The sequence below is a fragment of the Pedobacter sp. UC225_65 genome (genome assembly GCF_042698365.1).
Lineage (GTDB): Bacteria > Bacteroidota > Bacteroidia > Sphingobacteriales > Sphingobacteriaceae > Pedobacter.
On sequence record NZ_CP170550.1, the window covers coordinates 3,428,798 to 3,454,274 of the forward strand.

Genomic DNA, 25,477 nt, shown 5'->3' on the forward strand with positions numbered 1-25,477 from the left:
GAAATGTATTCTACCGTATATATGTATTGTTATAAGATTTGCTTTTTCAGCCACCGTAGCTTTGTTTTTGGAAACAGCTGGTTACCAAAACACTAGGTGTTGTAATGTAAATTGCTATCTACATAAACCTTAATTACACTACAACTATGAAAAACTTAAAAATGTTAACTGCGACTGCATGTTTTGTGCTATTTGCAGCTATGGCCATTCTTAGTGGCTGCAAAAAAAATGATGTACCTAAAGAAAATACAGGTAAAGGGATTGATAAAAAGAAAAGGGACGGCATTGGTACCAATTCTGCGGGTGATGGAAAAAATGACCTGTTGGGCTATGGTTATGACCTCACTGGAGAATTTGCGAACTCGAGTGCATCTAAATTCTCGGTAATCAATGTCGACAAGCTAAGATTAGAACAGCCTACACGAGTAGAATGGGATTTGTCGAGTAGAAGAGAAGGTGTACTGATTGCTGGAGAAAATGCAACCTCTTACTTGGAAAAGGTTACTGCAAAACTCAATTCTTCTTTTTCACTTTTTGGTCTACAAAAGCTTCTTCTTTTTAAAGCCTCTATTAGTGGAACCTACTCAGATTCTGATGCGTTTTCATCAAAGTATCTATATAGTAGCTATAGCCATAAGATACAGCAGAAACGGGTGAAGCTCAATGCGACTAATGGCATGCTTAGAGATTACCTTACAGCAAGTTTTGCAACAGATGTGCAAAATGAAACTCCAGCATACATTGTCAGCAGATATGGCACGCATGTGCTTACCGATATTATCTTAGGTGCAAAATTGGAGGTTTTATACCGGTCTACTACGACAAAAACAGATAGGATCAATGCGAGTACGGCTGGGGTTGATGTGGGAGTAAAAGCAGTATTTAGCATCAATACGGGATTTACTTATGATTATAATAGTACAACCCAGAACTTCTCACAAACCTTACACTACAAAACCATTGGTGGTGAACCTTCAACAAGTATATTGGGGAATACGAATATTGTGTCGGCAAACCCACCTACGGTAAATATCTCTGCTTGGGAAAATAGTTCGTCATTAGCGAATGCAGAAATGATTGACATTGCAGAAAATGGTCTAATCCCAATCTGGGATTTGATTGCAGACCCGTAAAAAGTGATGCGGTTAAAACTTATGTGATACAGTATTTGAAGGATAATGAGGCGAAATTGATCATTGCTCCTCATCCTCAAGAAGGATTGCTCTTCGATACCACAATTGATGGTATCTACTTTGTATTTAGTATAATGGATGGTAAAGCTAGACATATTCAAGATCCGGGAACTCTAAAAGCTGTATATGTTAATTCAATCTTACATGGAAATAGTTTGACTAGTTTGAGTTTAGAACAGGGTTTACCAATTCCACCAGGAACTGAACTTTTGCGAGATATAAATAATGGCAAGGTATATTTTATGGAGCGTATTGGGGCTGAAAAGGTATTAAGACATATTTTAAGCCCATCTATTGCCGATAAATATCGATTTAATCTTTCCAAAGCCAGAAATATAAATGGAATTGTTAGTTATGTTGTAGGACCAATACTTCAATAGTGTATTCTATACAGTAGCCCGATCAATGAATTCTCTTGGAATTTAATTTAGAACTGTAATGATTTTAATAGAGAAGTCTCAATTAATTTGGGACTTTTTTGTTGATATTCGCCTTTTAACTTTTCTAAAAGATGAAAGCGGATATTGCCTTTGAAAAAAAGAAAAATTTTGATTTTATAGACTCTATTCGAGGTATCGCTATGTTTGGTATCGTTATCGAACATAGTTCTGCATTTTGGTTGTTAAAATATGATGGTTATGGAGAGAAGTTTGTCCAATCTGCATACATGGAAATTTTCAAGTTCGCTACCATTGCCTTCTTTCTGATCAGCGGCTTTCTCATCAATCATAAGTTTACAGAATATACACCATTACAATATATTAAGAACCGATTTAAGAATACAATTGGGCCATGGTTGTTTTGGATTTTTATCTATCTAGTCTTAACCGTAGGTCAACAGGTGTTTATGTTGTTAAAAGCAAGTAATGCAAATGCCCATCCTATAGATTGGTATGACGCAACTGTAGGAATGTTTTTTCGGGTAATCTTTCATAGTAATTATTGGTTTATCCTCAATTTCTTAATCTGTATTGCCATCCTGCTCATATTTAAAAAATATATCTACAAGTGGGGATTTGGATTGATTTTGGGTTTGTTTTCCTTTTTCTATAGTGTAAACCTTTACTTTGGCTGGTTACCCGTAGAGCATACAACCGCTTTATTTGGCTTTGTATTTTATCTTTGGCTGGGTATATTTTTGAATAAGCATTTCGACCAGGTAAAGGCTATCTTATGCAAAATTTCATTCGCTTCCCTTATTGGAGTTAATCTTATGCTGTTTATGCTAAGTACACTAGAAACGGTTCATTTGATGGATTTAAATCTCCAGGATCCTTTTAATACGCTTCGCATAACTAATATATTTTATTCTCTTGGAATGTTTACCCTGTTGTTAAAAATGGGTGATATGAAAAATGTGCAAAAGACACTAAATCCAAGACATACAACTTTTGGAATATATCTTCTTCATCAAATTATCATTGATCGAGTATTGATTGAAGTTGTAAGGCCTTTAAAGCTAAATTTAGATACAATGTCTGCATTAAGTGTTGCCGGATATTCTGTATTGAGGTTTATTTTTGTTTATGTACTCACTTTTGCAGTTGTAAAGCTTATCTCAAGAACAAAATTCAAATGGTCAATCGGTTCTAGGTAAAATAGACTATAGGCATTTCTGCAATCGCTGTTAGATTTTTATAAACAAAAAGATTAAGCAGTCGTTCGCTTAAGAAACCTATTGTTCTATTTTGATAAGGGTAAGGACTAATCTGGATGTTTTTTTCGAGCTCAAACAGTATCGGAAACAACCAAGTGCAATAAGCATTAACAAAGGACTTATCGGCGATAAACATATTATAGCAATGCATGGTATTCCTAGTCGAAAAGAAGGTCTTTGCAAACTCATGGTCTAGGGGTACTAGTTTTTTTAAAGTCTGTTCAAAAATCAGCCAATCTTCTCGTAAATGATAATATATAAATTGGTCTTCAATGTTGAAAAGATGGCTGCCTAAAGAACCAATGGTACTTGCTTTAGGTAATAATATTTGTTTTTCTGCTAATTTTTCTAATATATAGGTTTTGGTTATAGGTGATGCTATCTCATTAATGCTGTAATCAGATAGGGGTCTGTTGTAGATATCTGAATTGTCTTCTATGTTTTTTGTGCCAAATAATTTTTGTTTTGTCCTAGTTTCAGGTATGGTCAAATAGCGTCTATAATGCGCCAAACCAATATATTGGCTATCGATATTGTCGAGATTTTTCCAGATCCAATACAATGCAGTAGTTTCACAAAAACGCTCGTTTTTTTCTGAAATGTTATCGCCAGTGTCATCACTTAAAAATGGGAGGTCAAGTTGGCTTTGTAATTTGCCTACTTGTATGGGTCTAATAAATGAGCACTTGGGAGATGGGTACTCTTTATGAAAAACACTGAAAATCGTTAAGTCCTTATCGTACATTTAATTCATTTTTAGCGACGTGAATGGCGGCACCTATCACCTGATGCATGTCATAGTATTTATACTCTGCAAGTCTACCACCGAAAATCACGTTAGGTTCTAATTCCTTTAATTTTTTATATTTTTTAGCCAATTCTTCGTTTTCTATATCATTTATTGGATAGTAGGGTTCTTTATTTGTTGTCCATTCTTGCGGATATTCCTTGGTAATGACTGTTTTTGGTTGTTTGCCAAATTCGAAATGTTTATGCTCAATAATGCGGGTATAAGGTGTTTCAAAATCAGTATAATTGACGGCCGCTGTACCTTGATGGTTATCAGTATCTAGTACTTGATGGTCAAATTCTAAGCTACGATACTTCAAATGACCTAAGGAGTAGTTAAAGTATTCATCCAATTTCCCGGTATAGACAACTTTATCTGCAATCTTTATCAATTCTTTTTTATTGGCAAAAAAGTCTATGCCGAGTTTTACTTCGATTCCCTGTAGAAGTCCTTCTGTCAGCTTATTATAGCCACCAATTGGGATGCCTTGATACTTGTCGTTAAAATAATTATTATCAAATGTAAATCTAAGAGGTAAACGCTTAATAATAAATGCAGGTAGCTCAGTTCCTTTTCTTCCCCATTGTTTTTCTGTGTAACCTTTGATCAATTTTATATAAATATCTTCACCTACAAAATTTAATGCTTGTTCCTCAAGGTTTTTAGGGTTCTTTACCAAATTAGCCTTGATCTGTTTATCAATCACAGCTTTGGCTTCTTGAGGTGTTTTTGTTCCCCAAAGTTGATAAAAGGTGTTCAAATTAAAAGGCAGATTGTAGAGTTCGCCTTTGTAGTTTGCAATTGGAGTATATATAAACCTATTGAATTCAACAAATGAATTAACAAAATCCCAAATCTCTTTGTCGTTAGTGTGGAAAATATGTGGGCCGTACCAATGGACATTGATATTCTCAATTTCCTTGCAATAAATATTTCCTCCTGCATGATCTTTTATCGATAACTAAGCATTTTTTCCCTGCTTTCGTCATCTGATGTGCGAATGTTGCGCCAAAAAGTCCAGAACCCACAATGAGGTAATCGTAACTCTTATCCATATCAAGCAAATATAATTATTGCGATTTGGAAAATATTATTTTATAAAGATTAGTTTTGTTCTTACATGATATCGATAATAATTGCATCTATAGACCAACGCTTTTTAGACGACGTTACAACTAATATTGCCGAAACCATTGGTGTTGAATTTGAGATAATAGGAATAGCCAATGGAGACGGTAAAATGGGAATTTGTGAAGTCTATAATAAAGGACTTGCAAAGGCGAAATACAATATTCTATGCTTCATGCATGAGGACTTGTTAATAAAAACAGAAAATTGGGGGCCTATTGTGGCTGATATTTTTAAAACAAATCCAGAATTTGGCTTAATTGGTATTGCTGGTGGTCAGTATAAATCTATGGCGCCATCTAGTTGGTATTGTTATGAACAAGAGGCGCCAGAGTTACTAAACTATAACCTAATTCAAAGGTATAAGTATATTGATAAGTCAACAAGTAGAGAATTTGCAAACCCAACCGACCATAAACTTGTAGAAGTCGCAACTGTAGATGGGGTTTGGTTTTGTTGTACCAGATCAGCTGCAAACTCTTATACCTTTAATCAAGAATTGTTAAAAGGCTTTCATGGGTATGATGTAGATTTTTCTTTAGGTATAGGACAAAGCTTTAAAGTAGGTGTAACATTTGATATCTTAATCGAACATTTTTCCGAAGGTTATACAGATAGAAATTGGCTTCAAGAAATTTTAAAGGTACATGCTAAGTGGGGTGCTAGTTTACCGATAAATATTGCTGAGCTGCCTAAGGCTAAGATGACCCTTTTAGAGAAAAGGGGTTTTAGAAGTGTTATAGATAGGATGAAAGCAGAAGAGTTTACTTTTGGCCAGGTCCAATCAATGCTTTTTCAGAGTAGAAAGTCAAGAATAATGACAATGGCATTGTTCTTAAAACTTTATCTACACCTTCTTAAGGTATTTCTTAAAAAGGGTAGATAAAATCTGGTTAAGATAATTATTTAACGGCTTTTGCAAGTTCCTCTAGATAAGCATAACCATATTTTTGGTCAGGTTCTAAATGAGCGCCTTCTCCCCACTCATTCCAAGCATTAACAAATAAAAGCTGCTCATTTTGAGGAAGGTTTGCCTTGGTATATGCAACCATTTTTTTGGCCCATACACCAAAGAGTTCCGGAGTATTATCAATATATAAAGTTGCATTTTCCTTTCTCCGAGCAGAGTTGTCCCAAGATGGGCTAATGCATCTGAAATATTTATAGGTAGGCCTTGGTTTACTAACCATGTTGTTTACTAAAGTAGGATAAGAAAAAATCTTATTTGTGAATTTGGCAGATGGTTTTATTTTGGTAGTATGCAATACTTTATTCACTACATAACTAAGCATATTTTTCTTTCCTGTTTTTTCTCCACTATATTTTCCGTCAGGAGCAAATTCGGTTCCTGCATCAAAACCATGTAAGTGAGGTTCTAAATCTCTTTCAAAATTTTCAACTCTAATTAAGTATAAATCAGGAAAACCTTCTTTTTTTACTTCTTCTCGCCAAATTTCAGTAGCTTCTTTAATGTTTGGATGAAGTTCGGTTCTGTACATCAAGAAAACAGGTTTTCCATCAATTTTGATATACCTCTCATCTTTGAAAAAAGGAATAAGGTATCTGATATGTGCAAGATCATCCTCTAATGAATAGTCTTGTTTCATCAAAACCTCTTTTTCCTGTCCATCCCAAGTTCTAGTCCAATTTTCATTTGCCCAACATAGGCAAAATGGGATTTCTGGGGTTTTGTTAGCCAAAAGATGATGTAAGGGTGTTTCTAATAACAATTTGCCATTAAACCAATAGTGATAAAAACAAAAGCCATATAAGCCATATTCAAGAGCAAGTTTTGCCTGTTCTTCGAGTACCCTATTGTTGCTTAAGTCATAATAGTTATGGTCAATAGGAATATGTGGCTGGTAATGACCTTTAAACTTCGGTTGCGCTTTTTTTACATTTGTCCATTCCGTAAAACCCTCTCCCCACCATTCGTTGTTTTCTTTTATTTCATGATATTGTGGAAGGTAAAAAGCTATAGGCTTAATTTGTTTATTCATTATTCAGGTATTTGTGTTATCTGCTTTCGTTTAACAAAAACTTCAATTTAGAGTAGAAAGATTTTTTTCTTATGTAAAGTAATTCGTGGCTGTTTTGGAATAAAAGTAAAAACAATTTAAAAGAGAATGCCAGTTGTTTTTTACTTAAGTATTCTTTTAACAGTTTTTGAAGAAGGTTTTTTAGGTCTTCTGGAGTTGTGTTACAAGCAATAAAATGCTCTAACTGTTGGATTCTTAATTTTTTTGGTTCCGTTTTGTCATTGGCTGTAGAACTTTCTTGGTGTAGCCTATGATTGACCAATATCTCATCAACATAATCCATTCTGCCAAGACAGCCCGCTGTATAGGCAAGCCACCAATCGTAATAAAAATTTGCTGGGATTGTTCCAACAATCTTAATTAGTTCCTTGTTGATAAGACAAGCATGTCCAGAAACACAATTAAAATAAATAAGATTAATTGCGCAATTCCCATTTACAAAGTGGTGATATGATTTTACCGTTTTTCCTGTCAGCACATCATTTTCATCAATATAAGCAGAGTTGTGGTAGATCAAAAGGTTATTTTTGATGTTAGCCAACAGTGTGGCCACTTTATGGCTGTACCATATGTCATCTTGGTCTGCAATGGCCACAAAGTCTCCTCGACAAAGGGTTAAACATTTTGCGAAATTAGAGTTAAAACCGATGTTCTCTTCATTCCGATATAGCTTTATTCTAGCGTCTCTCTGCTGGTAATCAATTAATATAGATAAGGTTTGGTCAGTTGAACAATCATCTACAATTACTATCTCTATTGCTTCGTAGGATTGAGATAAGATCGAATCCAATTGATGGGCAATATATTTTTCACCATTATAGGTGCATAATGCAATTGATACTAAAGGTGATTTGTGTTCAGTCTCAATCATTAAAACTTCTTTTTTAGGCTATTGAACATTCTAATGAAAAATAGAGATATTGGATTTCTCAAAAAAAACTTAATCTGAGAACCAGATAAGAAAAAAATAGTGTTATTAGTCTGTACCCATCTACTTCTGAAAAAAGAATCATACTTTTTGACCAATTCTTTTTTAATCCTATAAAATGCCTCATCTCTATTGCCAAAGCTTTTATGTGTAAGGTTAAATGCAATGGCATAAGCTGAAAAACCATTTAACTCTGCTTGTAAGCATAAATCTGTTCCATATAAATGAAACCCATTAACGTCATTTGAAACCTTTAATAAAGCAGTATTTTTTACAAGTATAAAATTTTCATCAATCGCATTAACCTTTAGAGGAAAACGACCCTTGCTCATCAATCCCTTATTCGGATAAGAAATATGATAAACAATATGATTAGGACCTGCTGCACCGGAGTTACTACAGATTGCCCAATTTGAATCTATAGCGTCTAACTCATCTAATTTATTTCTAAGATCTGAGATATCATCTTCATTGATCAAAATATCTTGATGGCATACAATGATATATTTTCCCTTAGCTTGTCGTAAAAAAACATTAAAAGCCTCATAAGCATCAAATAAATTACCGTCTGTATTATCAGCAAAGAGATATTCGCAAAGATTATCAGTAAAACCGCTATCATTAAACGATTGTACCATCTCATTATATTCTGCTCTGCGGGTAACCAATGTACAGATGGAAAATTCAAAAAGATGTTCATCCCTTTTGATTGGAGTCGCTTGAATAGACATATCCCTACTAATTTTTAATCATTAAAAGCCTGCATATCTATTAAACGCTTGTAAAGACCATTTCGCAACATCAATTCGCTATGACTTCCAGTTTCTACTACTTCACCTTTGTCAATTACTACAATTGTATCGGCATGTTGTATGGTGCTTAAACGGTGGGCAATAACGATAGAGGTCCGATTCTGCATCAGGTTATTTAAAGCTTCCTGTACCAGTTTTTCTGATTCGGTATCTAGCGCAGAGGTAGCCTCGTCCAATAGCATAATTGGCGGATTTGCCAATACCGCCCTTGCAATACAGATCCGTTGTTTCTGTCCGCCCGATAATTTATTGCCCCTGTCGCCAACAAATGATTGATAACCTTGTTCCGTATTTAAGATAAATTCGTGTGCATTGGCAATTTTAGCTGCATTGATTACCTCTTCTTCACTTGCCTCAGGCTTGCCAAAAGCAATGTTGTTGAATATGGTATCATTGAATAAAATACTTTCTTGATTTACCGTTCCAATCTGCGCCCTGATGCTTTCTACAGTAAGGTCTCTATAATCATGACCATCAATTTTAACCACTCCCGATTTAGGGTCATGGAAACGTGGAATCAAGTCCATTAAAGTGCTTTTCCCTCCACCAGAAGGACCAACCAAGGCAACAGTAGATCCTTTTTTAATATTGATATTGATGTTTTTTAATACTTGTTTGTCGCCATAATTAAAATCAACATGCTCAAAGGTTAACTCTCTTTCAAACTTGGTTAGATTTTCAGCGCCAGGTTTGTTGACCAATTCTGGCTTGGTATCTATTAAGTCTAGCACACGCTCACCAGCCGCAATTCCTGAATGAATGCCACTAAATGAATCTGTTAGCGCTTTAATGGGCTGCATCAGTTGCGAGAAAGTGGCTAAGTACACTATAAATTTATGCGCTTCTAAATCGCCAGTTCCATCCAAGATTTGTATCCCTCCATATAAAAGGATAAACACCACTACCAAAACCCCAAGCGTTTGGGAAACAGGCGAGGCCAACTGCTGACGTCTGGCCATTTTGCGGTTCAGTTTAGAATAGAATTTATTCTCTTCATCAAACTTTTCTTTAATCCTGAAAGTTGCATTAAAGGCTTTGATGATCTTGATGCCTCCTAGAGCTTCATCTAAGAAGCCAATCATCTTTGCAAAAGACTGATGGGATTGAGTTGATTGTTGTTTTAAGCGTTTAACAATTTTGCTGATCACAAAACCAGAAATGGGAATAACCAATAACGAGAATAAGGTCAATTTAAGAGAGATGCTAATCAATACCCCAATAAAGAACAACAGCTGCACTGGTTCTTTAAAAACAACTTGTAGGGTATTGGTAACAGAAAATTGTACCACCTGAACGTCTGAAGCTACTTTTGAAATGATGTCTCCTTTACGTTCATTGTTAAAATAGCCCACATGGAGGTTCATTACATTGTCAAATACCGTTTTTCTAAGATTTAATAGCGTATGAACCCTTAAATCTTCCATATAACGTTGAGAGAAATAACGGAAAAAATTGGCTAAAAAAACCGTGATGACAATTACCACGCATATTATTTTTAGTGCAAATATTTTATCGTCAGCTATAACGTTGTTGATATAACTGTCAAATTGCTCCATAGGGTTCCATGAGCTACTGGCATCGGTTTTCGTAACAGTTTCACATTTTTCTAGAAAAATAGCCTGCATCAAAGGCCCTAGTAAAGTAAAAAGAAACGTGTTAAAAGATATGGCCAATAAGGTGGCAATAATATATGGGATAGCAAATTTTTCAATTGGCTTAGCAAACGATAATAATCGAAAATAGGTTTTCATCTATATAATGTAATCAGAACAAAGTTACGATTTTTTGTTCTTTGTTTTTTCTGCGGGCCCTAAGCCCATAGGATATGGAAGTAGATTGAGGTTGTTTAGTAAAAAATATGTTTATTTGCGATAAGATAGGTTTTGTTGATGAAATCACACGAAGTATTTAAAATAGGTTTAACAGAAGGAGATTTTAGGGTCATTGCCAGGGCATTGACTTTAGTAGAAAATGACCTTGAGCCTGCTGCAGCGTTGTTAAAAGACATCAAGATCAACTATCAGGTTCCTGTTATCGGAATTACAGGACCACCTGGGGCGGGGAAAAGTACACTGGTTAACGCCATTACGAGCGAGCTGGTTACAAAAGGTCATAAAATTGCCATATTGGCAGTAGACCCCACTTCTCCATTTAATTTCGGTTCATTATTGGGTGAGGGATCAGGATGGCACAACAGTTTAACAACCCAAATGTGTTTATCAGGTCTATTGCAACCAGAGGAGCTTTAGGCGGTATTTCTGTTAAAACCTTAGAAATGGTCGACCTACTAAGAGCTGCCAACTTTGACTTGATTTTGGTAGAAACGGTTGGTGTGGGACAGTCGGAAGTGGAAATAGCTGGCTTGGCCGATCAAACAGTTGTGGTGTTAGTTCCCGAATCTGGCGATGAGATCCAGAATATTAAATCTGGACTAATGGAAATTGCACAAGCTTTCGTAGTCAATAAGGCAGATAGAGAAGGAGCTGATACTTTTGCGAACAACCTTAAAAAATTGGTGCATGAACAACATCAGCAGATCCCCATCTTTAAAACCGTGGCAGATAAAAACGAAGGCATAACTGCATTGTGTAAGTGGCTGCTAAAAGGTAATCAGCAATTAAATGAACGCAAAACACTTTTAATGGCAGAGAAAGCATTTCGAATTATACAGCATCAGCGTATGACGGATATTGATAAAACAAAGCTCCGAGTAGCAGTAAACGAAGCCTTGTTAGACCATGATTTTAATATCTATCGTTTTGTAGAGTCGTGGATCAAGCGTTCATGATATCTTCAATCTCTTCTGCGATGATTGGGATTTTTGCCATCAGATCCATATTTCCTTCTTTGGTAATCAAGATATCATTTTCAAGCCTTACACCGAGCCCCTCTTCTGGAATATATATACCCGGTTCACAGGTTAAAATATTGCCCACCGCAAATGGAGTATATCTGCCTGCGAAATCATGTACATCAATACCTAAGTGATGCGTATTGCCGTGCATAAAATATTTTTTATAGGCAGGGTATTTTGGATTTTGATTTTTAACATCAGTTACAGAAATTAACCCTAGTTTAATTAATTGCTCAGTCATGATTTCTCCTACCTGTTCATGATAGGTATTCCATATCGCACCCGCAACCATCAATTTTTTAGATTCGTCCATTACCGTTAAAACAGCATTGTAAACTTCTTTTTGTCTTTTGGTAAATCTGCCATTCACAGGAATTGTTCTGGTCAGGTCTGCATTGTAGTTGCCATACTCTGCTCCAAAGTCCATCAAGATGAGCTCTCCATCCTTACATTCCTGATTGTTATCCGTATAATGTAGAATATTGGCATTGTTGCCGGCCGCAATTATTGGAGAATAACCGTGTCCAGTGGCTCTTTTACTAATAAATTCATGGATGATTTCTGCTTCAACCTCATACTCCATTACGCCAGGTTTTACAAATTTTAAAACACGTAGAAAAGCCCCGCCAGTAATGTCGCAAGCTTTTTGGGTCAGTGCGATTTCAACATCTGATTTTATTGCACGTAATTCTCTCATCAAAGGAGCTACCCTTTCATAATGATGAAGAGGATATTTTGTGCGGAGCTGCTCAATAAACCTGATGTCTCTATAGGTTACTGTATGTGCATATCTATCATTTTCATTGGTGTTGAGATAGACATGGTCAGCATAATGGATAATGCTATGGAGGATGTTATCAAAATCTTCTAACCAATAGATATTTTCAATTCCAGAGACTGATCTAGCTTGGTCTTTGGTATATTTATGGCCTTCCCATACTTTAATAAGGTCGTTTGTCTGTCTTAAAAAAAGGACTTCTCTGTATAAAGGATTAGGACAGTCTGGAAAAAGCAATAAAATGGATTGCTCTTCTACTATGCCAGATAGATAGAAGAGATCTGGGTTTTGCTTAAAAGGAAAATTCTGGTCTCCACTTCGTGGAAACTCATCATTAGACTGAAATATAGCTAAAGCGTTAGCTTTAAGGAGATTTGCTAAATTTTTTCTGTTCTCGATGAACAATGAATTATTTATTTGCTCGTATTTCATACTTTTATTTAAATTTACAGGTATTGATCTATCAAATGTACAAAAAGTTAAAGCGTTTCGAAGTTTGGAACGGAGTTTGTATAGTATTTTGAGATTATAAAAAATTGTTTAATTTTGTTCTTACAAAAAATTATACAATTAATATTTGTTTAACCTTAAAAAAGAAAATTATGAATTATTCTACTTTAAAGAAGGGTCTTGTTGCCTCTCTAGTAGCATTGATGGGAGTAACATCTCTAGCAAGTGCTCAAGATGCTACAGCTCCTTCATCATCTGCTAAGGTATTTGGCGGAAGAGGACAATACAGGTCTTGGTCAATAGGGGTCAATGCTGGTGTTACTACTCCTATCGTTCTTTTAGGCGGTAGAAACGATTTTACTAACTGGGATGTTAACTTAGGTTATGGCGTTTCATTGCGTAAACAACTAGGTCATGCTTTCGGTTTAGAAGCTAACGTAATGCGTGGTAAAGTTTCAGGATCTAACAAAGACGCAGCTGGTGGTATCCAGAATGGTGTTAAAGATTTCGAAACCAAAATGCAATATGCAGTTGATTTAAGAGGTGTGGTAAATGTAGCTACAGTAGATTTCTTACGTCGTGAGAACTCTGTAAACTTCATTTTATCTGCAGGTTACGGTTTGGTAGCTTATCAGCCAACTACAACTTTAGCTAACGGTACTAAAAATGTACAGAAACCAGCTGATGGTGATGATTACTACAAAGGTGCTTACATTCCTGTAGGTGCTGGTGTTAAATTTAAAGTATCTGATCGTGTATCATTTAACTTAAACTACACCATGAACTTTATTGATGATTTTAACTTCAATGGTGTTCAAGCTGGTAATAGCATCACTTCTAACTTTGATAAATTCAGCTATGCTTCTGCAGGCTTAGAATTCTCTCTAGGTTCGAAATCTAAACCAAACTTGGATTGGGTTAACCCACTTGCATTAATGTATGATGAATTGAAAAAGTCTTCATTACGTCAAGAAGTTGAAGCATTGAAAAACCGTGTTTCTAACGTAGAGAAATCTATCGAAGATTTGAAAAAAGATACTGACGGTGACGGTGTTGCTGATCAATTTGACAAATGTGCTGGTACTCCAGCTGGAACTAAAGTTGATGGTTCAGGATGTCCACTTCCTCCTCCACCAGCACCAGTTGTTGTAGCTCCTACAGCTCCAACTGTTTCAGGTTGGGAAACTATCCAATTCGAATTTAACAGTTCAGTGTTAAAAACTGAAGCTTATCCAGTTTTAGATAAATTATCTTCAACTTTGCGTGAAAACGGTGGTAAAATAACTGCTAAAGGTTATGCTTCTAGCGAAGGTACTGCTGCATACAACTTGAAATTATCTAAAGACAGAGCTAACTCTGTTAAAACTTACTTAGTAAACTCTGGCGTTAACGCTAGTCAAGTTACTGCTAAAGGTTTTGGCGAAGCTAATCCAATTGCTTCTAACGATACTGAAGAAGGTCGTATCCAAAACCGTCGTGTTGAGACTTCAAGAAACTAATCTTTCTTAATTCGATATAAAAAGAGGTCCGAAATTTCGGGCCTCTTTTTTTTTATGCCTACATTTGTATATGTACTTTTTCAGAAAGCCAGATCCAAAAAGACCAACGAACATTAACATCAGGATAATGCATATCATTAATGCCTTGGCCATTGTGCTGTTTGTTGGGGGAATCATCTGGAAACTTATCCAATGGTTTATATTAAAAAATTAAATGAAAACAATCATCAACACCAGCAATGCACCTGCTCCAATTGGTCCTTATAGTCAAGCTGTAATAGCCAATGGATTTTTATTCCTATCAGGTCAAGTAGCGATCAATCCAGAAAATGGCGAGCTTAATCTAACTTCTATTGCAGAGGAAACACACCAGGTGATGCGCAATATCAAAGCGGTGTTATTGGAAGCTGAATATGAGTTTGAACATATTGTTAAAACAACAATCTTCTTGGCTGATATGAGCTTATTTGCGGAAGTGAATGAAATCTATGGGGCTTATTTTGAAAGTGCTTTTCCTGCCCGTGAAACTGTTGCTGTAAAAGGTTTGCCAAAAGGCGTAAATGTTGAAATCTCTGTAACAGCATTTAAAGCCTAAGTTTCGTTGAAATCTAAATCGCGTTACTTATTAGCGGCTTTTTTATCAGTTGCCATTTGGGGCTTCTTTTCCATTCCCTTAAGAAACCTTAAAGCTTTTCCTTCAGAAGAGATATTGTATTATCGCATCTTCACTTCGTTGATTGTGATATGGATTGCGATTTTGTTGTTTAGAAGGAAATACCTCAAACAAGATATCCAATATTTTAGATCAGCCCTGCCCAGAGAAAAGAAGATCGATTGTTTGGCAGATCATTGGTGCAACCATCTTACTTACCTTAAACTGGTATACATTTATTTATGCAGTTAACAATGTGAGCTTAAAGTCGGCTGCCTTTGCCTATATGGTCTGTCCATTGATTACGGCATTTGGAGGCTTCCTGATCTTGAAGGAAGAACTCTCCAAAATCAAACTCATCTCGTTGGGCATTGCCTTATTAAGTATCGTGATGTTGGCCACAGGCTCTTTTATTGAAGTAGTATGGTCGGTAATTATTGCTGCATTATATGCATTCTATCTTATCATCCAACGAAAGATGCAACATCTGGATAAGCTGAATGTATTGGCCCTACAGATTACTTTAGCCGTGGTAATGATGTTGCCTTTTTACATTGCGCATCATGCTGGTTTTCCGACTGGAATATGGTTTTGGGGACATATTGTTGCCATTGCAGTTGTATTTACCATTATCCCACTTTTTTTAAGTCTGTATGCACTGATTGGGATCCCATCTTCCACATTGGGAATTATTATCTATGTTAATCCAATTATTGCATTTGCAGTTGCCGTTTTATATTTTGACGAACACATCAGTGTCAATCAATTGATGGCTTATCTCCTGTTGCTCTCTGCAGTTTTGCTATTTAATTGGAACTTGATCAAAGATATCTTTACTTTGAAGAGAAAATAAGTCCAATTTTGTTTGCCTCAAATTTAGATACAGCACTGGTTTACCTGAAAGGCGTTGGCCCTAAGCGTGCCGAACTTTTGCAAAAAGAGTTAGGCATTTCTACCTATGAGCAACTTTTGGATCATTACCCATTTAGATATATTGATCGGACACGTTTTTATAAGATCAACGAACTCAATCCAGATATGCCATTGGTGCAGGTAGTAGGACGGATCACGAGTAAAGAGACCATCGGCGAAAAACATAAAAAGAGGATTGTAGCAAAGTTTACGGACGATACCGGAACAATGGACTTGGTTTGGTTCCAAAGCTTAAAATGGGTTGAAGACCACGTGATGAGAGGAAGCCTTTACATCGCATTTGGGAAGCCAACCTTATTCAACAATGGGTTTAGCATTTCACACCCAGATCTGGAAAACTATCCTAGGCAAACGGGTATCACAGGAAACTTAACCTTACAACCCATCTATAACTCTACCGAAAAGCTTAAAAAGAGCTTTTTGGATAGTAAGGGAATCCAAAAGCTGATCCATCATATCATTGAACTACACATCAATGAAATCAGGGAAACATTGCCCGCCTATATCTTGGAAAAGTATAAACTGATCAGTAGGAAAGAAGCACTGGTCCATATCCATTTTCCAGCCAATGCGTCGATGTTGCAACATGCCGAACGGCGCTTAAAGTTTGAAGAGCTTTTCTTTATCCAACTGCAATTGCTGCACAACAAACAACTGCGTAGCTTAAAGTTTAAAGGAGCTGTGTTTAATGCGGTAGGAGAGCGCGTAAATACTTTCTACAACACAATGCTCCCATTCGACTTGACGAATGCGCAGAAGCGCGTTATTAAAGAAATTAGGTTAGATACCCAAAGAGGCAGCCAAATGAATAGGCTCATTCAGGGCGATGTAGGAAGTGGCAAGACTGTAGTAGCGCTAATGAGCATGTTGTTGGCCAACGACAATGGCTACCAAGCTTGTATGATGGCACCTACAGAAATATTGGCCCGTCAACATTATCAATCTTTGGTTGACCTGTTAAAAGGAGAACTGGTCAATGTAGCGATATTAACCGGAAATACTACTAAAAAGCAAAGGACCATATTGCATCAACAATTGGAATCTGGAGAGATTGATATTTTAGTAGGTACACATGCCTTAATTGAAGATAAAGTCCAGTTTAAGAATCTTGGACTTGTAGTGATTGACGAGCAACATCGCTTTGGTGTAGAACAAAGGGCAAAGTTATGGCGCAAAAATGTAGTTCCTCCACATATATTGGTCATGACGGCAACACCCATACCAAGAACATTGGCCATGACCCTTTACGGCGACCTTGATGTTTCGGTAATTGATGAGCTTCCTGTTGGAAGAAAACCAATCGAGACCCTCCATTTATTTGAAGGTCAACGTTTACGCATGTTTGGTTTTATGAAGCAAGAGATCGCCAAAGGTAGGCAGGTCTATATTGTTTATCCATTGATCAGAGAAAGTGAAAAACTAGATCTTTGCACCTGGAAGCTGGTATTGAACAGATGCGCTATCAATTTCCTTTACCCGAATATCAGATCAGTATTGTACATGGTCAGATGCCTAATGCCGATAAGCAGTATGAAATGCAGCGCTTTATTGAGGGTAAGAGCCAGATTATGGTGGCAACAACGGTCGATCGAGGTGGGTGTAAATGTACCCAATGCCTCAGTGATGATCATTGAAAATGCTGAACGTTTTGGGCTTTCTCAACTGCACCAATTAAGAGGGCGGGTTGGTCGTGGAGCAGAGCAGTCATTCTGTATCTTGATGTCTGGAAATAAGCTTGGACCAAATTCTAAACTGCGTTTAGATACCATGGTTAAAACCAACAATGGTTTCGAAATTTCTGAAATAGACCTGCAATTGCGTGGTCCAGGGGATATTACCGGTACACAACAAAGTGGGGTGTTAGAACTCAAGATGGCGAATTTGGCCAAAGGATCAGGTTATTCTCCAAGAAGCCAGAAATACGGTAATCGAACTTTTTGAAAAAGATGCGATGCTTGAATTGCCTGAAAATGCTTTACTTAAAAGATATCTAGATAAAAAGGACCGAGGCATTGCCTTTGATAAGATTTCTTAATATCTCATCATTTGATATCCCATTTAAAGGCATCAAAACCTTTTAAATTCCTATCCCCAAAATCAACAGTACGCTCTACTTGAGTGGTAGCAATAAACCGTATGTTTTTGTGTTGGCCCTTTTCTGCTGTAAATATGGTGTTTTTACTGCTATGGTCTAAAACATACCCATCACTTTCTTTAGTATATTTAAACTGATAGGTTTCGGCATCTATTTTAAATGCAGCCGGTTTTGAATTGCTTAAATTAGTATTTTGACTTATAAAACGGGGTTTGTTGTTCAATAACCTCGTCTCAAATTCATAAATTCCAAAATCCTGTTTATCTACAATTAAATACCCTTCTATACTAAACAAAAAATATTTCTTTTTCTGTTTAAACTCCAATCTGTAATAAGTTTCGCTCGCTACAATTTTGTAATCGAATAGATCTTGGTGTAGAAAAAAATTATTGAAGTCAGCACTATAATGGATACCTAAGGGGGTTAGAGAAAACAGGTCCCAAAAATCGGCCTCTTTGCCACCCCAGCTGTAAACTTTTGAGATGTTCTCTTTAACTTGTACATGTCTGAAATTTTTTACAATCTTGGTCTGATCGTTTATTTTAAAGTTGCCCCTCTCAAATGTAAATCGGTTATTAAGATAATGTAAGGTGTCATTACCTGCCATAAATTTATTGTAAATCTGTAGGTGATGGGGGATTTTATAACTCAATCTGCCCTTTTTGGTTTTACCCTCTTCAATAAAATCACCAACTTTTTTGAGTAATTTTTGAGCTGTCATAGGACTAACCACCACTTCATTTAGAAGGATTACCCTATTTTTAACCATCAATATTGTTGGGGTCAATTGATTCTTGGCCAATACAATATCCTCATAGTCGTTTTTAACAAACACCAGACTATCTATATTGGTTAACTGTAGGCTAACTTTGCCTTCTTTATTCGTTTCACCTATCAGGTTTGTTTTGTAATAGATCAGTACATTGGCTAAAGGCTGATTATCGACAGCAGATAGCACAGTAAGAGTTGTTTGCGCTTTAACAGTACTTATGGTCAAGAACAGTGTCAATAGATAGCCTAGTTTCATAACTGAAAGCTAAATATTTATCAAATGAAAAAAGTACTTATTTATGTTAAAATTAGTTAATCTTCATCGCTGCCTGGCAATGAACCAGCACCGGTATAAGCACCTTTTCTAATGATCGGCATCTTTAAATACTTGAACAATTCGTCTAAGTGCATTAAACTTCCATTGGTTAAATTACCTAAGAAGATCACCACGATATCTTTGTCTAGATCGCGGATATAGATATGACGGAAACCATGCCACCAACCCGTATGGTAAACTACTTTGTCCATACCCTTACCATCGAACATGCGCCAGCCATAGCCATAATTAAAGTGGCCATTTACAGCTTTATTGCGACCAACATACGCAGAGTCCAAACTCCTTTTGGTTAACAACCGGCCATTTTTTAGGTATTTGTCATATAGAACCAAATCATGTAGGGTACTATAAATACCTTTATCGCCAACTGGGCCATCTAAGAAGTTCTGGACTACAGAATAACGCCAGGTACGGTCGTGGCCCACTACATCAACAGGAATTTTTGGATAAACGGTAGTAGAATAAACATGGGTGTTTTTCATCCCTGCAGGTTTAAATACGTGTTCCATCATGTATTCTGCATAGGTTTTCCCAGTTACTTTTTCTATAATGGCCCCTAAAACCATAAAATTGGAATTGTTATAATGAAAAACCTTATTTGGTTTGGTATAAGGGTTTGGTTTTTTATCGGCAATTACATTCATGACATCTTGGTTGGAAACACCCTTTTTCATGTCGCGTTTTTCCTTGCGCCAGATGTCGTCGATAAAATAGACATAGTTCATCATTCCACTTCGGTGCGATAACAATAGTTGTACAGTTATCCCATCATAAGGAAAATTGGGGAAGAATTTTTTTACATCATCCGTTAGTTTCAGTTTTCCAGCCTCAACTAATTGCATAATGGCAACGCCGGTAAAAGTTTTGGTAATGGATGCCAACTCAAATTCTGAGTTGATCTTTAAACTATCGCGATGCAGGTAATCGGCCCAGCCAATTGCCTTTTCGTACAAGATCTTTCCTTTTCTAGCAACTAACATGTTGCCATTGAACCCGGATTTTTTGTGCAGGTTCTGTACAAAATCGGCAATCCATGAATCCCCTTTTTGAGGGTCATAGGCAATAAGCAAACTGTCTGCCTTATCGTCTTCCTTGGTTCTTACTTTTTTATCGGCCTCTGCCTTTTTAGCTTTTTCTTCTTTACTGGTACAAGATGAGAGCGATAGAATGGTTAATGCAAACGCAAGGGTGAATAGACGAAACTTCATTTAGTAAAATATACGGGTTTAAAAGCTGGCAAAATAAGAATTATTGCCTTTCCAAACGCAAAAGAGTTTTAAACATTATGGCATTTTGGGTTCACTTTTAGTGATTAAAGAAACACAGAAAATAAATACCTATTATAAAAAGCTAGAAAAGATCAGCTTTTCAAATTTTGCATCATGTTCATCTTCATGACCATATTTTAGGTGCTTAAAATCACAAGCAGGTAACGATTTAAATATCTTGGCTAAATACACTACTTTAAAAATCAAAAAGGTTAAATTTGCCAAAAAAACAACAACATCATGAGTTTCAGAATAGAACACGATACCATGGGCGAGGTACAGGTGCCCGCAGATAAATATTGGGGTGCACAGACCGAACGTTCACGTAATAATTTCAAAATTGGCCCAGAGGCTTCAATGCCTAAGGAAATCATACATGCTTTTGGATATTTGAAAAAGGCAGCCGCTTTAGCAAATACAGAATTAGGTGTTTTGTCGAAAGAGAAAGCTACTTTAATTGCAAATGCCTGTGACGAGGTTATTGCAGGTAAACTGGATGCAGAATTTCCATTGGTGATCTGGCAAACCGGTTCTGGTACACAGAGCAACATGAATGCGAATGAGGTGATTGCCAACCGTGCCCATGTTTTAAATGGTGGGAGTTTAGCTGATGATCAAAAAGTACTGCACCCAAATGATGATGTGAACAAATCACAATCTTCTAATGATACCTACCCAACGGCGATGCATATTGCGGCCTACAAACAGGCAGTAGAAATTACCATCCCAGGATTGGAAAAATTAAGAAATACCTTGGCGCAGAAAGCAGCGTCTTGGAATGATATCGTTAAAACTGGCCGTACCCATTTTATGGATGCAACGCCTTTAACTTTGGGCCAAGAATTTTCTGGATATGTACAACAGATTGACAATGGTTTAAGGGCAATTAAAAATGCTTTGCAGATGATCAGTGAGTTGGCTTTAGGCGGAACTGCAGTTGGTACAGGTTTAAATACACCAAATGGATACGATGTATTGGTTGCAAAAAAGATTGCTGAATTGACAGGTCTGGCTTTTGTAACTGCACCAAATAAATTCGAGGCACTTGCTGCACATGATGCGATGGTAGAATTATCTGGAGCTTACAAGCGCGTTGCCGTTTCTTTGATGAAGATTGCGAACGACATCAGGATGTTGAGCTCAGGCCCACGTTGTGGGATTGGAGAAATCATCATCCCTGATAATGAGCCAGGGTCTTCGATCATGCCGGGTAAAGTTAACCCAACACAACCAGAAGCTTTGACTATGGTATGTGCGCAGGTAATGGGTAATGATGTTACGGTTGGTATTGGTGGCAGCAATGGTCATTTTGAGCTGAATGTGTTCAAACCTGTTATTGCAGCCAATGTTTTGCAGTCTGGTCGTTTGATCGGTGATGCTTGTGTGTCGTTTAACGATAAATGTGCAGAAGGTATCGAACCAAATAAACCTGTAATTAAACAGCACATGGAAAACTCGTTGATGTTGGTGACAGCGTTGAACCCACATATTGGCTATGAGAATGCAGCCAAGATTGCAAAGAAAGCCCATAAAGAGAATAAAACCTTACGCGAAGCCGCTGTTGAATTAGGTTTACTAACCAGCGAGCAATTTGACGAGTGGGTGCGCCCAGAAGAGATGGTGGGTAGTTTAAAATAATTTAAAAGTTGAAAGTATAAAGTTTAGAACAACATGCTTTAATTGATAAATACTGGAAATATGATGTTTGATAAACGAATTTACATTCTACTTTTTACTTTCAACTTTTTGTTCTTATGCGTATCCTGTACCAGATTGCCAAATGTACAAGGCAAAGGAGAAGCTCTTTTACAAGGTGTTTGGAACCAAGATAGCATTGCAGATGCCGATCAATTGTTGAATTATACCCAGCACCGCTTTAAAATAAGTTGTGATTCATTTTATGTAGATTTAACTACTTATTCGAAAGTGAATTACTATGAGGATTCATGTTTTAACAAAGGGATTTGGAAGGAGCATGCCAAGGGAACTTATGTTGTTAAAGGTGATACCTTGATATTGACAGGTACGTTTACCAAGGCTAACTACAAACAAAAAGTAACAGGATGTTACCGCAATGGTCGCTATTTGAGTAATTTTATCATCAGATCATCAAGTGCCGACCGTTTGGTATTAGAGAGTTTAAATGACCACAAAGAATGTGCACTGGTATTAAAAGAAAAAATTACCTGTGTACCTAAAGAATTATAATATGAAGAAGATATCAGTTTTAAAGAAAATCATTATAGTATTTGCATTGGCCTATCTGCCTTTTACGGCAGGCGCATGGGGTGTTTTAGGACATCGAATTGTTGGTGAAGTAGCCGACCAGTACCTACAGGCCAAAGCCCGTTTGGCCATTAAACAGATTTTGGGAACAGAAAGCATGGCTATGGCAGCCAACTGGGCAGATTTTATCAAATCTGATACCAGCTATAATTACCTAAGCAACTGGCATTATGTAAACCTTCCGGCCGATCTGTCAAAAACGGATGTATATAGTTTTTTATCTAGTCAACCAGGAGCAAACATCTATAACAAGACAAACGAGATGATTGCCATTTTAAAAAACTCGAAAAGCACGGCTGATCAAAAGAAATTAGCTTTAAGGATGTTGATCCATTTGGTTGGAGATATGCACCAGCCTATGCATACAGCTAGAAAAGACGATTTGGGAGGAAATAAAATCCAGCTGACCTGGTTTGGCGAAAAATCTAACCTGCACAAGGTTTGGGACGAAGGTTTGGTTGATTTTCAGCAATTGAGTTATACGGAGTATACCAAAGCCATCAATCACCCAACTAACCAACAATTGGTCAACTGGCAAAAAACAAGTTTACAAGACTGTGTTTTTGAATCGTACCAAATCTGCAATAGCATTTATGCAACAGGAATCAAAAATGACGACAAATTAAGTTATAGATACAATTTTGATTGGATTGGTACTGTTAATGAACAATTGTTAAAAGGTGGTGTACGTTTGGCAAAAATCTTGAACGATATTTATAAATAAACATATTATTGGTTATGAAAAAGTTGGTTTTATTGTTTTGTATCTGCGCATTTATCAGCTGTAAAAAAGATGCAGCTAAAGACATTACCAAATACCGCTGGGTTTTAGATAAGGCTGTAGTTTCGCCTGCAATGACAGTAGGTAATAGAACAACTACCGATTATAAAAGCATAAATGGTCCTCATAGTTGCTTGGCCAATAATTATACCTATGTTTTTTTAACCACTGGGACTTACCAAGTTTCTTCCAATGGTGCATTATGTGATATGGTAGCCAACTCTAGTTCGCAAAAGTGGACAAAAGAAGGTGACAAGATCATTTTAGCAAATGGCTACGGTAGCAATAGAGAGGCAACCGTTGAAGGCAACAAAATGGAGCAAACTTCTACCTTTTCAAAAGAAGGAATAACCTATACCGTAAAATATACTTATAAAGCCAAATCAAAATAATATATTGAAAATTTTAATGGTCTGTTTGGGCAATATCTGTCGGTCGCCTTTGGCCGAGGGTGTACTGCGGCATTTGGTCAATGCTCAAGGGTTGGACTGGGAAATTGCATCGGCAGGAACAGGCGATTGGCATATTGGTCAAGCGCCAGATAGACGAAGTGTTGCCGTAGCCAAAACCTATGGATACGATATCTCTGCACAAAGAGCCAGACATTTTACCAGAGCTTCATTTGATCAGTTTGACCATATTTTAGTGATGGATAAAAACAACCTTAAGGACGTTCTAGGTTTGGCTATTAATCAAGAACAAAAGCAAAAGGTAAGTTTATTTTTGACCGATGACGCAGAGGTTGCCGATCCTTATTATGACAATGCCTTGTTTGATCCCGTATTTAAAATTGTAGAAGCAAGGTGTAAACAACTAATTGAAGATTGGAAGTAATTTTCATATTCAATCCATTATCTAATTTATTATCCCCTTCTTACCCCCAGTTAAATAGATGTAGTTGAACATACAAAAACAGGCAACTGCACCGAAAGTATGCCATAAGAAGTGTGTCCCAGAATCTAACCATTCCCATTTGTCGGCAATACGAAAAGTAAGCGCAGCAACAAAAGCCATCAAGGCAAATCCTACCCACTTTCCATCTTTCCATTTGGTATAGATGAGATAGCCTAATACAGGTAGCAAGACCAGTGCGGCCATCATGGCATAATTGATATTGATAAACAATTGGATATTGCGCTGCATCAATAGATCTCTTAACAAGAACTGGCATGCGGCATAGGCTACTACCAACAATAAAGCATAATACCATTTGATCAGTTGCGCCAAAAAATAAACACCAGCTGATACACAAAGCAACATGATTGGGAGCCAATCCATCATGATAAATGGACGCCACTGTCTAAAAGCGTGATACGTTGTGCCACCTATACCGCCAATGTATAACAACAATAGGCAATAACTCAAGAAAGGATATGTCCTGAAGTTCCGCCAAAGCTTAAAAGTCCAATACATAGCAATGGCTAGAAAAAAGCAGGAAGTTAAAGCATTTAAAGGCTCCGGAAAAATATTTTGCAGATTGGTTTCTGTATACAGACTGCCACCATCAGGTGGAATTTGGAGTGCATGCATAAGGTGGATTTCTTTTTTAAGAACGTTGATAAACTCTAAATGTTTTGCTTTAAATTTATCACTTATTGAAACCATAAGCAATGGAAACACCACAATTATTTATGATCTTATTAGGTGCTAAACCTAAAGGAAGAAATATAGAACAGCACGATATATTTTTTGGTATTGGCATATCCATCAAAGCGCTATTGCCAGAAATATTGGATTCTTGGCCGGAAGCCAATGGCAAAGTCCATGTAGATGCTTATCGCATAGTAAATAAGGTTGGTGCCTACAAGGTAGAAGTGGTCAGTAAAACAGAAGCAGACAACAATAATTCGAATGGCTTATTTTTTATGAATTTGGGAGGCTACAAAAGAGATGAATTTGAAGAATTTCATTACAAGATGTTAGTGGTAGCTGATCAAAAGGCATTAGCCATTAAAGAGGCAAAAGAAACAGCCTTTTATAAACACGTCTGGTTTGATGGGGCAACCTCGCACATTGATGATAAATATGGTGTAGATGTTGATGATATCTTCGAGATCAATGATATCCTCTCGCCCGAAACGAAAAGTAGGTATGCCTTAAGGTTCTCAGCAGGCGATGAGTTACCAGAAGATGAAATCGTGCTGGGTTATATGCCTTTGTCTAAAATATAAAAGGTTGCGCTGGGTTGAGGCTTCAAAATGAAAATCAATACCCAGCACAACCAGA

Annotated in this window: 27 protein-coding genes and 1 pseudogene; 18 read left to right on the forward strand and 10 right to left on the reverse strand. The window is 36.8% G+C overall.

Features of this window, described 5'->3' with window-relative positions:
- Positions 1 to 146 precede the first annotated feature (146 nt).
- The 3 genes from ACFJIZ_RS18050 to ACFJIZ_RS18060 all read left to right on the forward strand — a co-directional run bounded on the left by ACFJIZ_RS18050 (position 147) and on the right by ACFJIZ_RS18060 (position 2,790).
- Positions 147 to 1,133 (forward strand): MAC/perforin domain-containing protein, encoded by a 987-nt coding sequence (locus ACFJIZ_RS18050; protein WP_379087203.1) that lies wholly within the window; start codon positions 147 to 149, stop codon positions 1,131 to 1,133.
- 23 nt (positions 1,134 to 1,156) lie between these two features.
- Positions 1,157 to 1,573, forward strand: coding sequence for a hypothetical protein (locus ACFJIZ_RS18055; protein WP_379087206.1), 417 nt, complete (start codon positions 1,157 to 1,159; stop codon positions 1,571 to 1,573).
- A gap of 131 nt (positions 1,574 to 1,704) precedes the next feature.
- A complete protein-coding gene (locus ACFJIZ_RS18060; RefSeq protein ID WP_379087209.1) occupies positions 1,705 to 2,790 on the forward strand; it encodes an acyltransferase family protein in 1,086 nt (361 codons plus the stop codon).
- Here ACFJIZ_RS18060 and ACFJIZ_RS18065 read toward each other — a convergent pair.
- Both ACFJIZ_RS18065 and glf read right to left on the reverse strand, forming a co-directional pair.
- Positions 2,783 to 3,595: a DUF4422 domain-containing protein gene (locus tag ACFJIZ_RS18065; RefSeq protein WP_379087212.1), complete on the reverse strand. Its 813-nt coding sequence runs from the start codon at positions 3,593 to 3,595 to the stop codon at positions 2,783 to 2,785. The genes ACFJIZ_RS18060 and ACFJIZ_RS18065 overlap by 8 nt on opposite strands.
- A pseudogene (gene glf, locus ACFJIZ_RS18070) lies at positions 3,585 to 4,695 on the reverse strand (UDP-galactopyranose mutase). The gene ACFJIZ_RS18065 and the pseudogene glf overlap by 11 nt, the downstream one beginning before the upstream one ends.
- A gap of 65 nt (positions 4,696 to 4,760) precedes the next feature.
- Here glf and ACFJIZ_RS18075 point away from each other — a divergent pair.
- Positions 4,761 to 5,654 carry a glycosyltransferase gene (locus tag ACFJIZ_RS18075; RefSeq protein WP_379087215.1) on the forward strand — a complete coding sequence of 298 codons (894 nt, stop codon included), beginning with the start codon at positions 4,761 to 4,763 and terminating at the stop codon, positions 5,652 to 5,654.
- Between the two features lie 16 nt (positions 5,655 to 5,670).
- On the opposite strand, the gene ACFJIZ_RS18080 is transcribed toward ACFJIZ_RS18075, so the two are convergent.
- From ACFJIZ_RS18080 to ACFJIZ_RS18095, 4 genes are read right to left on the reverse strand one after another with little or no spacing between them, the layout of a single operon-like run.
- A complete protein-coding gene (locus ACFJIZ_RS18080; protein WP_379087218.1) occupies positions 5,671 to 6,768 on the reverse strand; it encodes a glycoside hydrolase family 99-like domain-containing protein in 1,098 nt (365 codons plus the stop codon).
- Between the two features lie 16 nt (positions 6,769 to 6,784).
- On the reverse strand, positions 6,785 to 7,678 hold the full coding sequence (locus ACFJIZ_RS18085) for a glycosyltransferase (RefSeq protein ID WP_379087221.1): 894 nt from the start codon (positions 7,676 to 7,678) through the stop codon (positions 6,785 to 6,787).
- Positions 7,678 to 8,466, reverse strand: coding sequence for a hypothetical protein (locus ACFJIZ_RS18090; RefSeq protein WP_379087224.1), 789 nt, complete (start codon positions 8,464 to 8,466; stop codon positions 7,678 to 7,680). Before ACFJIZ_RS18090 ends, ACFJIZ_RS18085 begins: the two co-directional genes overlap by 1 nt.
- 14 nt (positions 8,467 to 8,480) lie before the next feature.
- Positions 8,481 to 10,298, reverse strand: coding sequence for an ABC transporter ATP-binding protein (locus ACFJIZ_RS18095; protein WP_379087227.1), 1,818 nt, complete (start codon positions 10,296 to 10,298; stop codon positions 8,481 to 8,483).
- Between the two features lie 138 nt (positions 10,299 to 10,436).
- Between ACFJIZ_RS18095 and ACFJIZ_RS18100 the strand changes: the two genes are divergently transcribed.
- Both ACFJIZ_RS18100 and ACFJIZ_RS18105 read left to right on the forward strand, forming a co-directional pair.
- Complete coding sequence (locus tag ACFJIZ_RS18100; RefSeq protein ID WP_379087230.1) at positions 10,437 to 10,796, forward strand: ATP-binding cassette domain-containing protein; 360 nt, start codon at positions 10,437 to 10,439, stop codon at positions 10,794 to 10,796.
- A complete protein-coding gene (locus ACFJIZ_RS18105; RefSeq protein WP_379087233.1) occupies positions 10,760 to 11,335 on the forward strand; it encodes a hypothetical protein in 576 nt (191 codons plus the stop codon). Before ACFJIZ_RS18100 ends, ACFJIZ_RS18105 begins: the two co-directional genes overlap by 37 nt.
- On the opposite strand, the gene ACFJIZ_RS18110 is transcribed toward ACFJIZ_RS18105, so the two are convergent.
- A complete protein-coding gene (locus tag ACFJIZ_RS18110) occupies positions 11,322 to 12,611 on the reverse strand; it encodes an aminopeptidase P family protein (protein ID WP_379087237.1) in 1,290 nt (429 codons plus the stop codon). The two genes, ACFJIZ_RS18105 and ACFJIZ_RS18110, sit on opposite strands and share 14 nt — an antisense overlap.
- Before the next feature lie 170 nt (positions 12,612 to 12,781).
- Here ACFJIZ_RS18110 and ACFJIZ_RS18115 point away from each other — a divergent pair, with 170 nt between their 5' ends.
- The 6 genes from ACFJIZ_RS18115 (at position 12,782) to recG (ending at position 17,654) form a co-directional block, all read left to right on the forward strand.
- Complete coding sequence (locus ACFJIZ_RS18115; protein WP_379094104.1) at positions 12,782 to 14,128, forward strand: OmpA family protein; 1,347 nt, start codon at positions 12,782 to 12,784, stop codon at positions 14,126 to 14,128.
- Positions 14,129 to 14,198: 70 nt separating this feature from the next.
- Positions 14,199 to 14,342, forward strand: a complete 144-nt coding sequence (locus tag ACFJIZ_RS18120) for a DUF6728 family protein (protein ID WP_379087240.1) — start codon at positions 14,199 to 14,201, stop codon at positions 14,340 to 14,342.
- Positions 14,343 to 14,723, forward strand: coding sequence for a RidA family protein (locus ACFJIZ_RS18125; protein WP_379087243.1), 381 nt, complete (start codon positions 14,343 to 14,345; stop codon positions 14,721 to 14,723).
- Between the two features lie 6 nt (positions 14,724 to 14,729).
- The gene (locus ACFJIZ_RS18130) at positions 14,730 to 15,032 is read left to right on the forward strand and encodes a hypothetical protein (RefSeq protein WP_379094195.1); all 303 of its coding nucleotides are present in this window, start codon (positions 14,730 to 14,732) and stop codon (positions 15,030 to 15,032) included.
- Positions 14,989 to 15,633, forward strand: coding sequence for an EamA family transporter (locus ACFJIZ_RS18135; RefSeq protein WP_379094107.1), 645 nt, complete (start codon positions 14,989 to 14,991; stop codon positions 15,631 to 15,633). Before ACFJIZ_RS18130 ends, ACFJIZ_RS18135 begins: the two co-directional genes overlap by 44 nt.
- 8 nt (positions 15,634 to 15,641) lie before the next feature.
- Entirely contained in the window at positions 15,642 to 17,654 is a 2,013-nt protein-coding gene (recG, locus tag ACFJIZ_RS18140; RefSeq protein ID WP_379087246.1) for an ATP-dependent DNA helicase RecG, read from the forward strand.
- A gap of 101 nt (positions 17,655 to 17,755) precedes the next feature.
- Here recG and ACFJIZ_RS18145 read toward each other — a convergent pair whose 3' ends face one another.
- Entirely contained in the window at positions 17,756 to 18,835 is a 1,080-nt protein-coding gene (locus ACFJIZ_RS18145) for a hypothetical protein (protein WP_379087248.1), read from the reverse strand.
- A gap of 56 nt (positions 18,836 to 18,891) precedes the next feature.
- On the reverse strand, positions 18,892 to 20,124 hold the full coding sequence (locus tag ACFJIZ_RS18150) for a serine hydrolase domain-containing protein (RefSeq protein WP_379087251.1): 1,233 nt from the start codon (positions 20,122 to 20,124) through the stop codon (positions 18,892 to 18,894).
- 300 nt (positions 20,125 to 20,424) lie between these two features.
- On the opposite strand from ACFJIZ_RS18150, the gene fumC reads away from it, so the two are divergent.
- From fumC to ACFJIZ_RS18175, 5 genes are read left to right on the forward strand one after another with little or no spacing between them, the layout of a single operon-like run.
- The gene (gene fumC / locus ACFJIZ_RS18155) at positions 20,425 to 21,822 is read left to right on the forward strand and encodes a class II fumarate hydratase (RefSeq protein ID WP_379087254.1); all 1,398 of its coding nucleotides are present in this window, start codon (positions 20,425 to 20,427) and stop codon (positions 21,820 to 21,822) included.
- A 60-nt stretch (positions 21,823 to 21,882) separates the two neighbouring features.
- On the forward strand, positions 21,883 to 22,392 hold the full coding sequence (locus ACFJIZ_RS18160; RefSeq protein WP_379087257.1) for a fumarate hydratase: 510 nt from the start codon (positions 21,883 to 21,885) through the stop codon (positions 22,390 to 22,392).
- A 1-nt stretch (position 22,393) separates the two neighbouring features.
- Positions 22,394 to 23,194 (forward strand): S1/P1 nuclease, encoded by an 801-nt coding sequence (locus tag ACFJIZ_RS18165; RefSeq protein ID WP_379087260.1) that lies wholly within the window; start codon positions 22,394 to 22,396, stop codon positions 23,192 to 23,194.
- Positions 23,195 to 23,208: 14 nt separating this feature from the next.
- The gene (locus tag ACFJIZ_RS18170; protein WP_379087262.1) at positions 23,209 to 23,643 is read left to right on the forward strand and encodes a hypothetical protein; all 435 of its coding nucleotides are present in this window, start codon (positions 23,209 to 23,211) and stop codon (positions 23,641 to 23,643) included.
- 4 nt (positions 23,644 to 23,647) lie between these two features.
- Complete coding sequence (locus tag ACFJIZ_RS18175) at positions 23,648 to 24,085, forward strand: low molecular weight protein-tyrosine-phosphatase (RefSeq protein WP_379087265.1); 438 nt, start codon at positions 23,648 to 23,650, stop codon at positions 24,083 to 24,085.
- Between the two features lie 21 nt (positions 24,086 to 24,106).
- Here the strand turns inward: ACFJIZ_RS18175 and ACFJIZ_RS18180 are convergent, their stop codons facing one another.
- Complete coding sequence (locus tag ACFJIZ_RS18180) at positions 24,107 to 24,781, reverse strand: hypothetical protein (RefSeq protein ID WP_379087268.1); 675 nt, start codon at positions 24,779 to 24,781, stop codon at positions 24,107 to 24,109.
- A gap of 80 nt (positions 24,782 to 24,861) precedes the next feature.
- On the opposite strand from ACFJIZ_RS18180, the gene ACFJIZ_RS18185 reads away from it, so the two are divergent.
- Positions 24,862 to 25,422, forward strand: coding sequence for a DUF1543 domain-containing protein (locus tag ACFJIZ_RS18185; protein WP_379087271.1), 561 nt, complete (start codon positions 24,862 to 24,864; stop codon positions 25,420 to 25,422).
- The last annotated feature ends 55 nt before the right edge of the window (positions 25,423 to 25,477 follow it).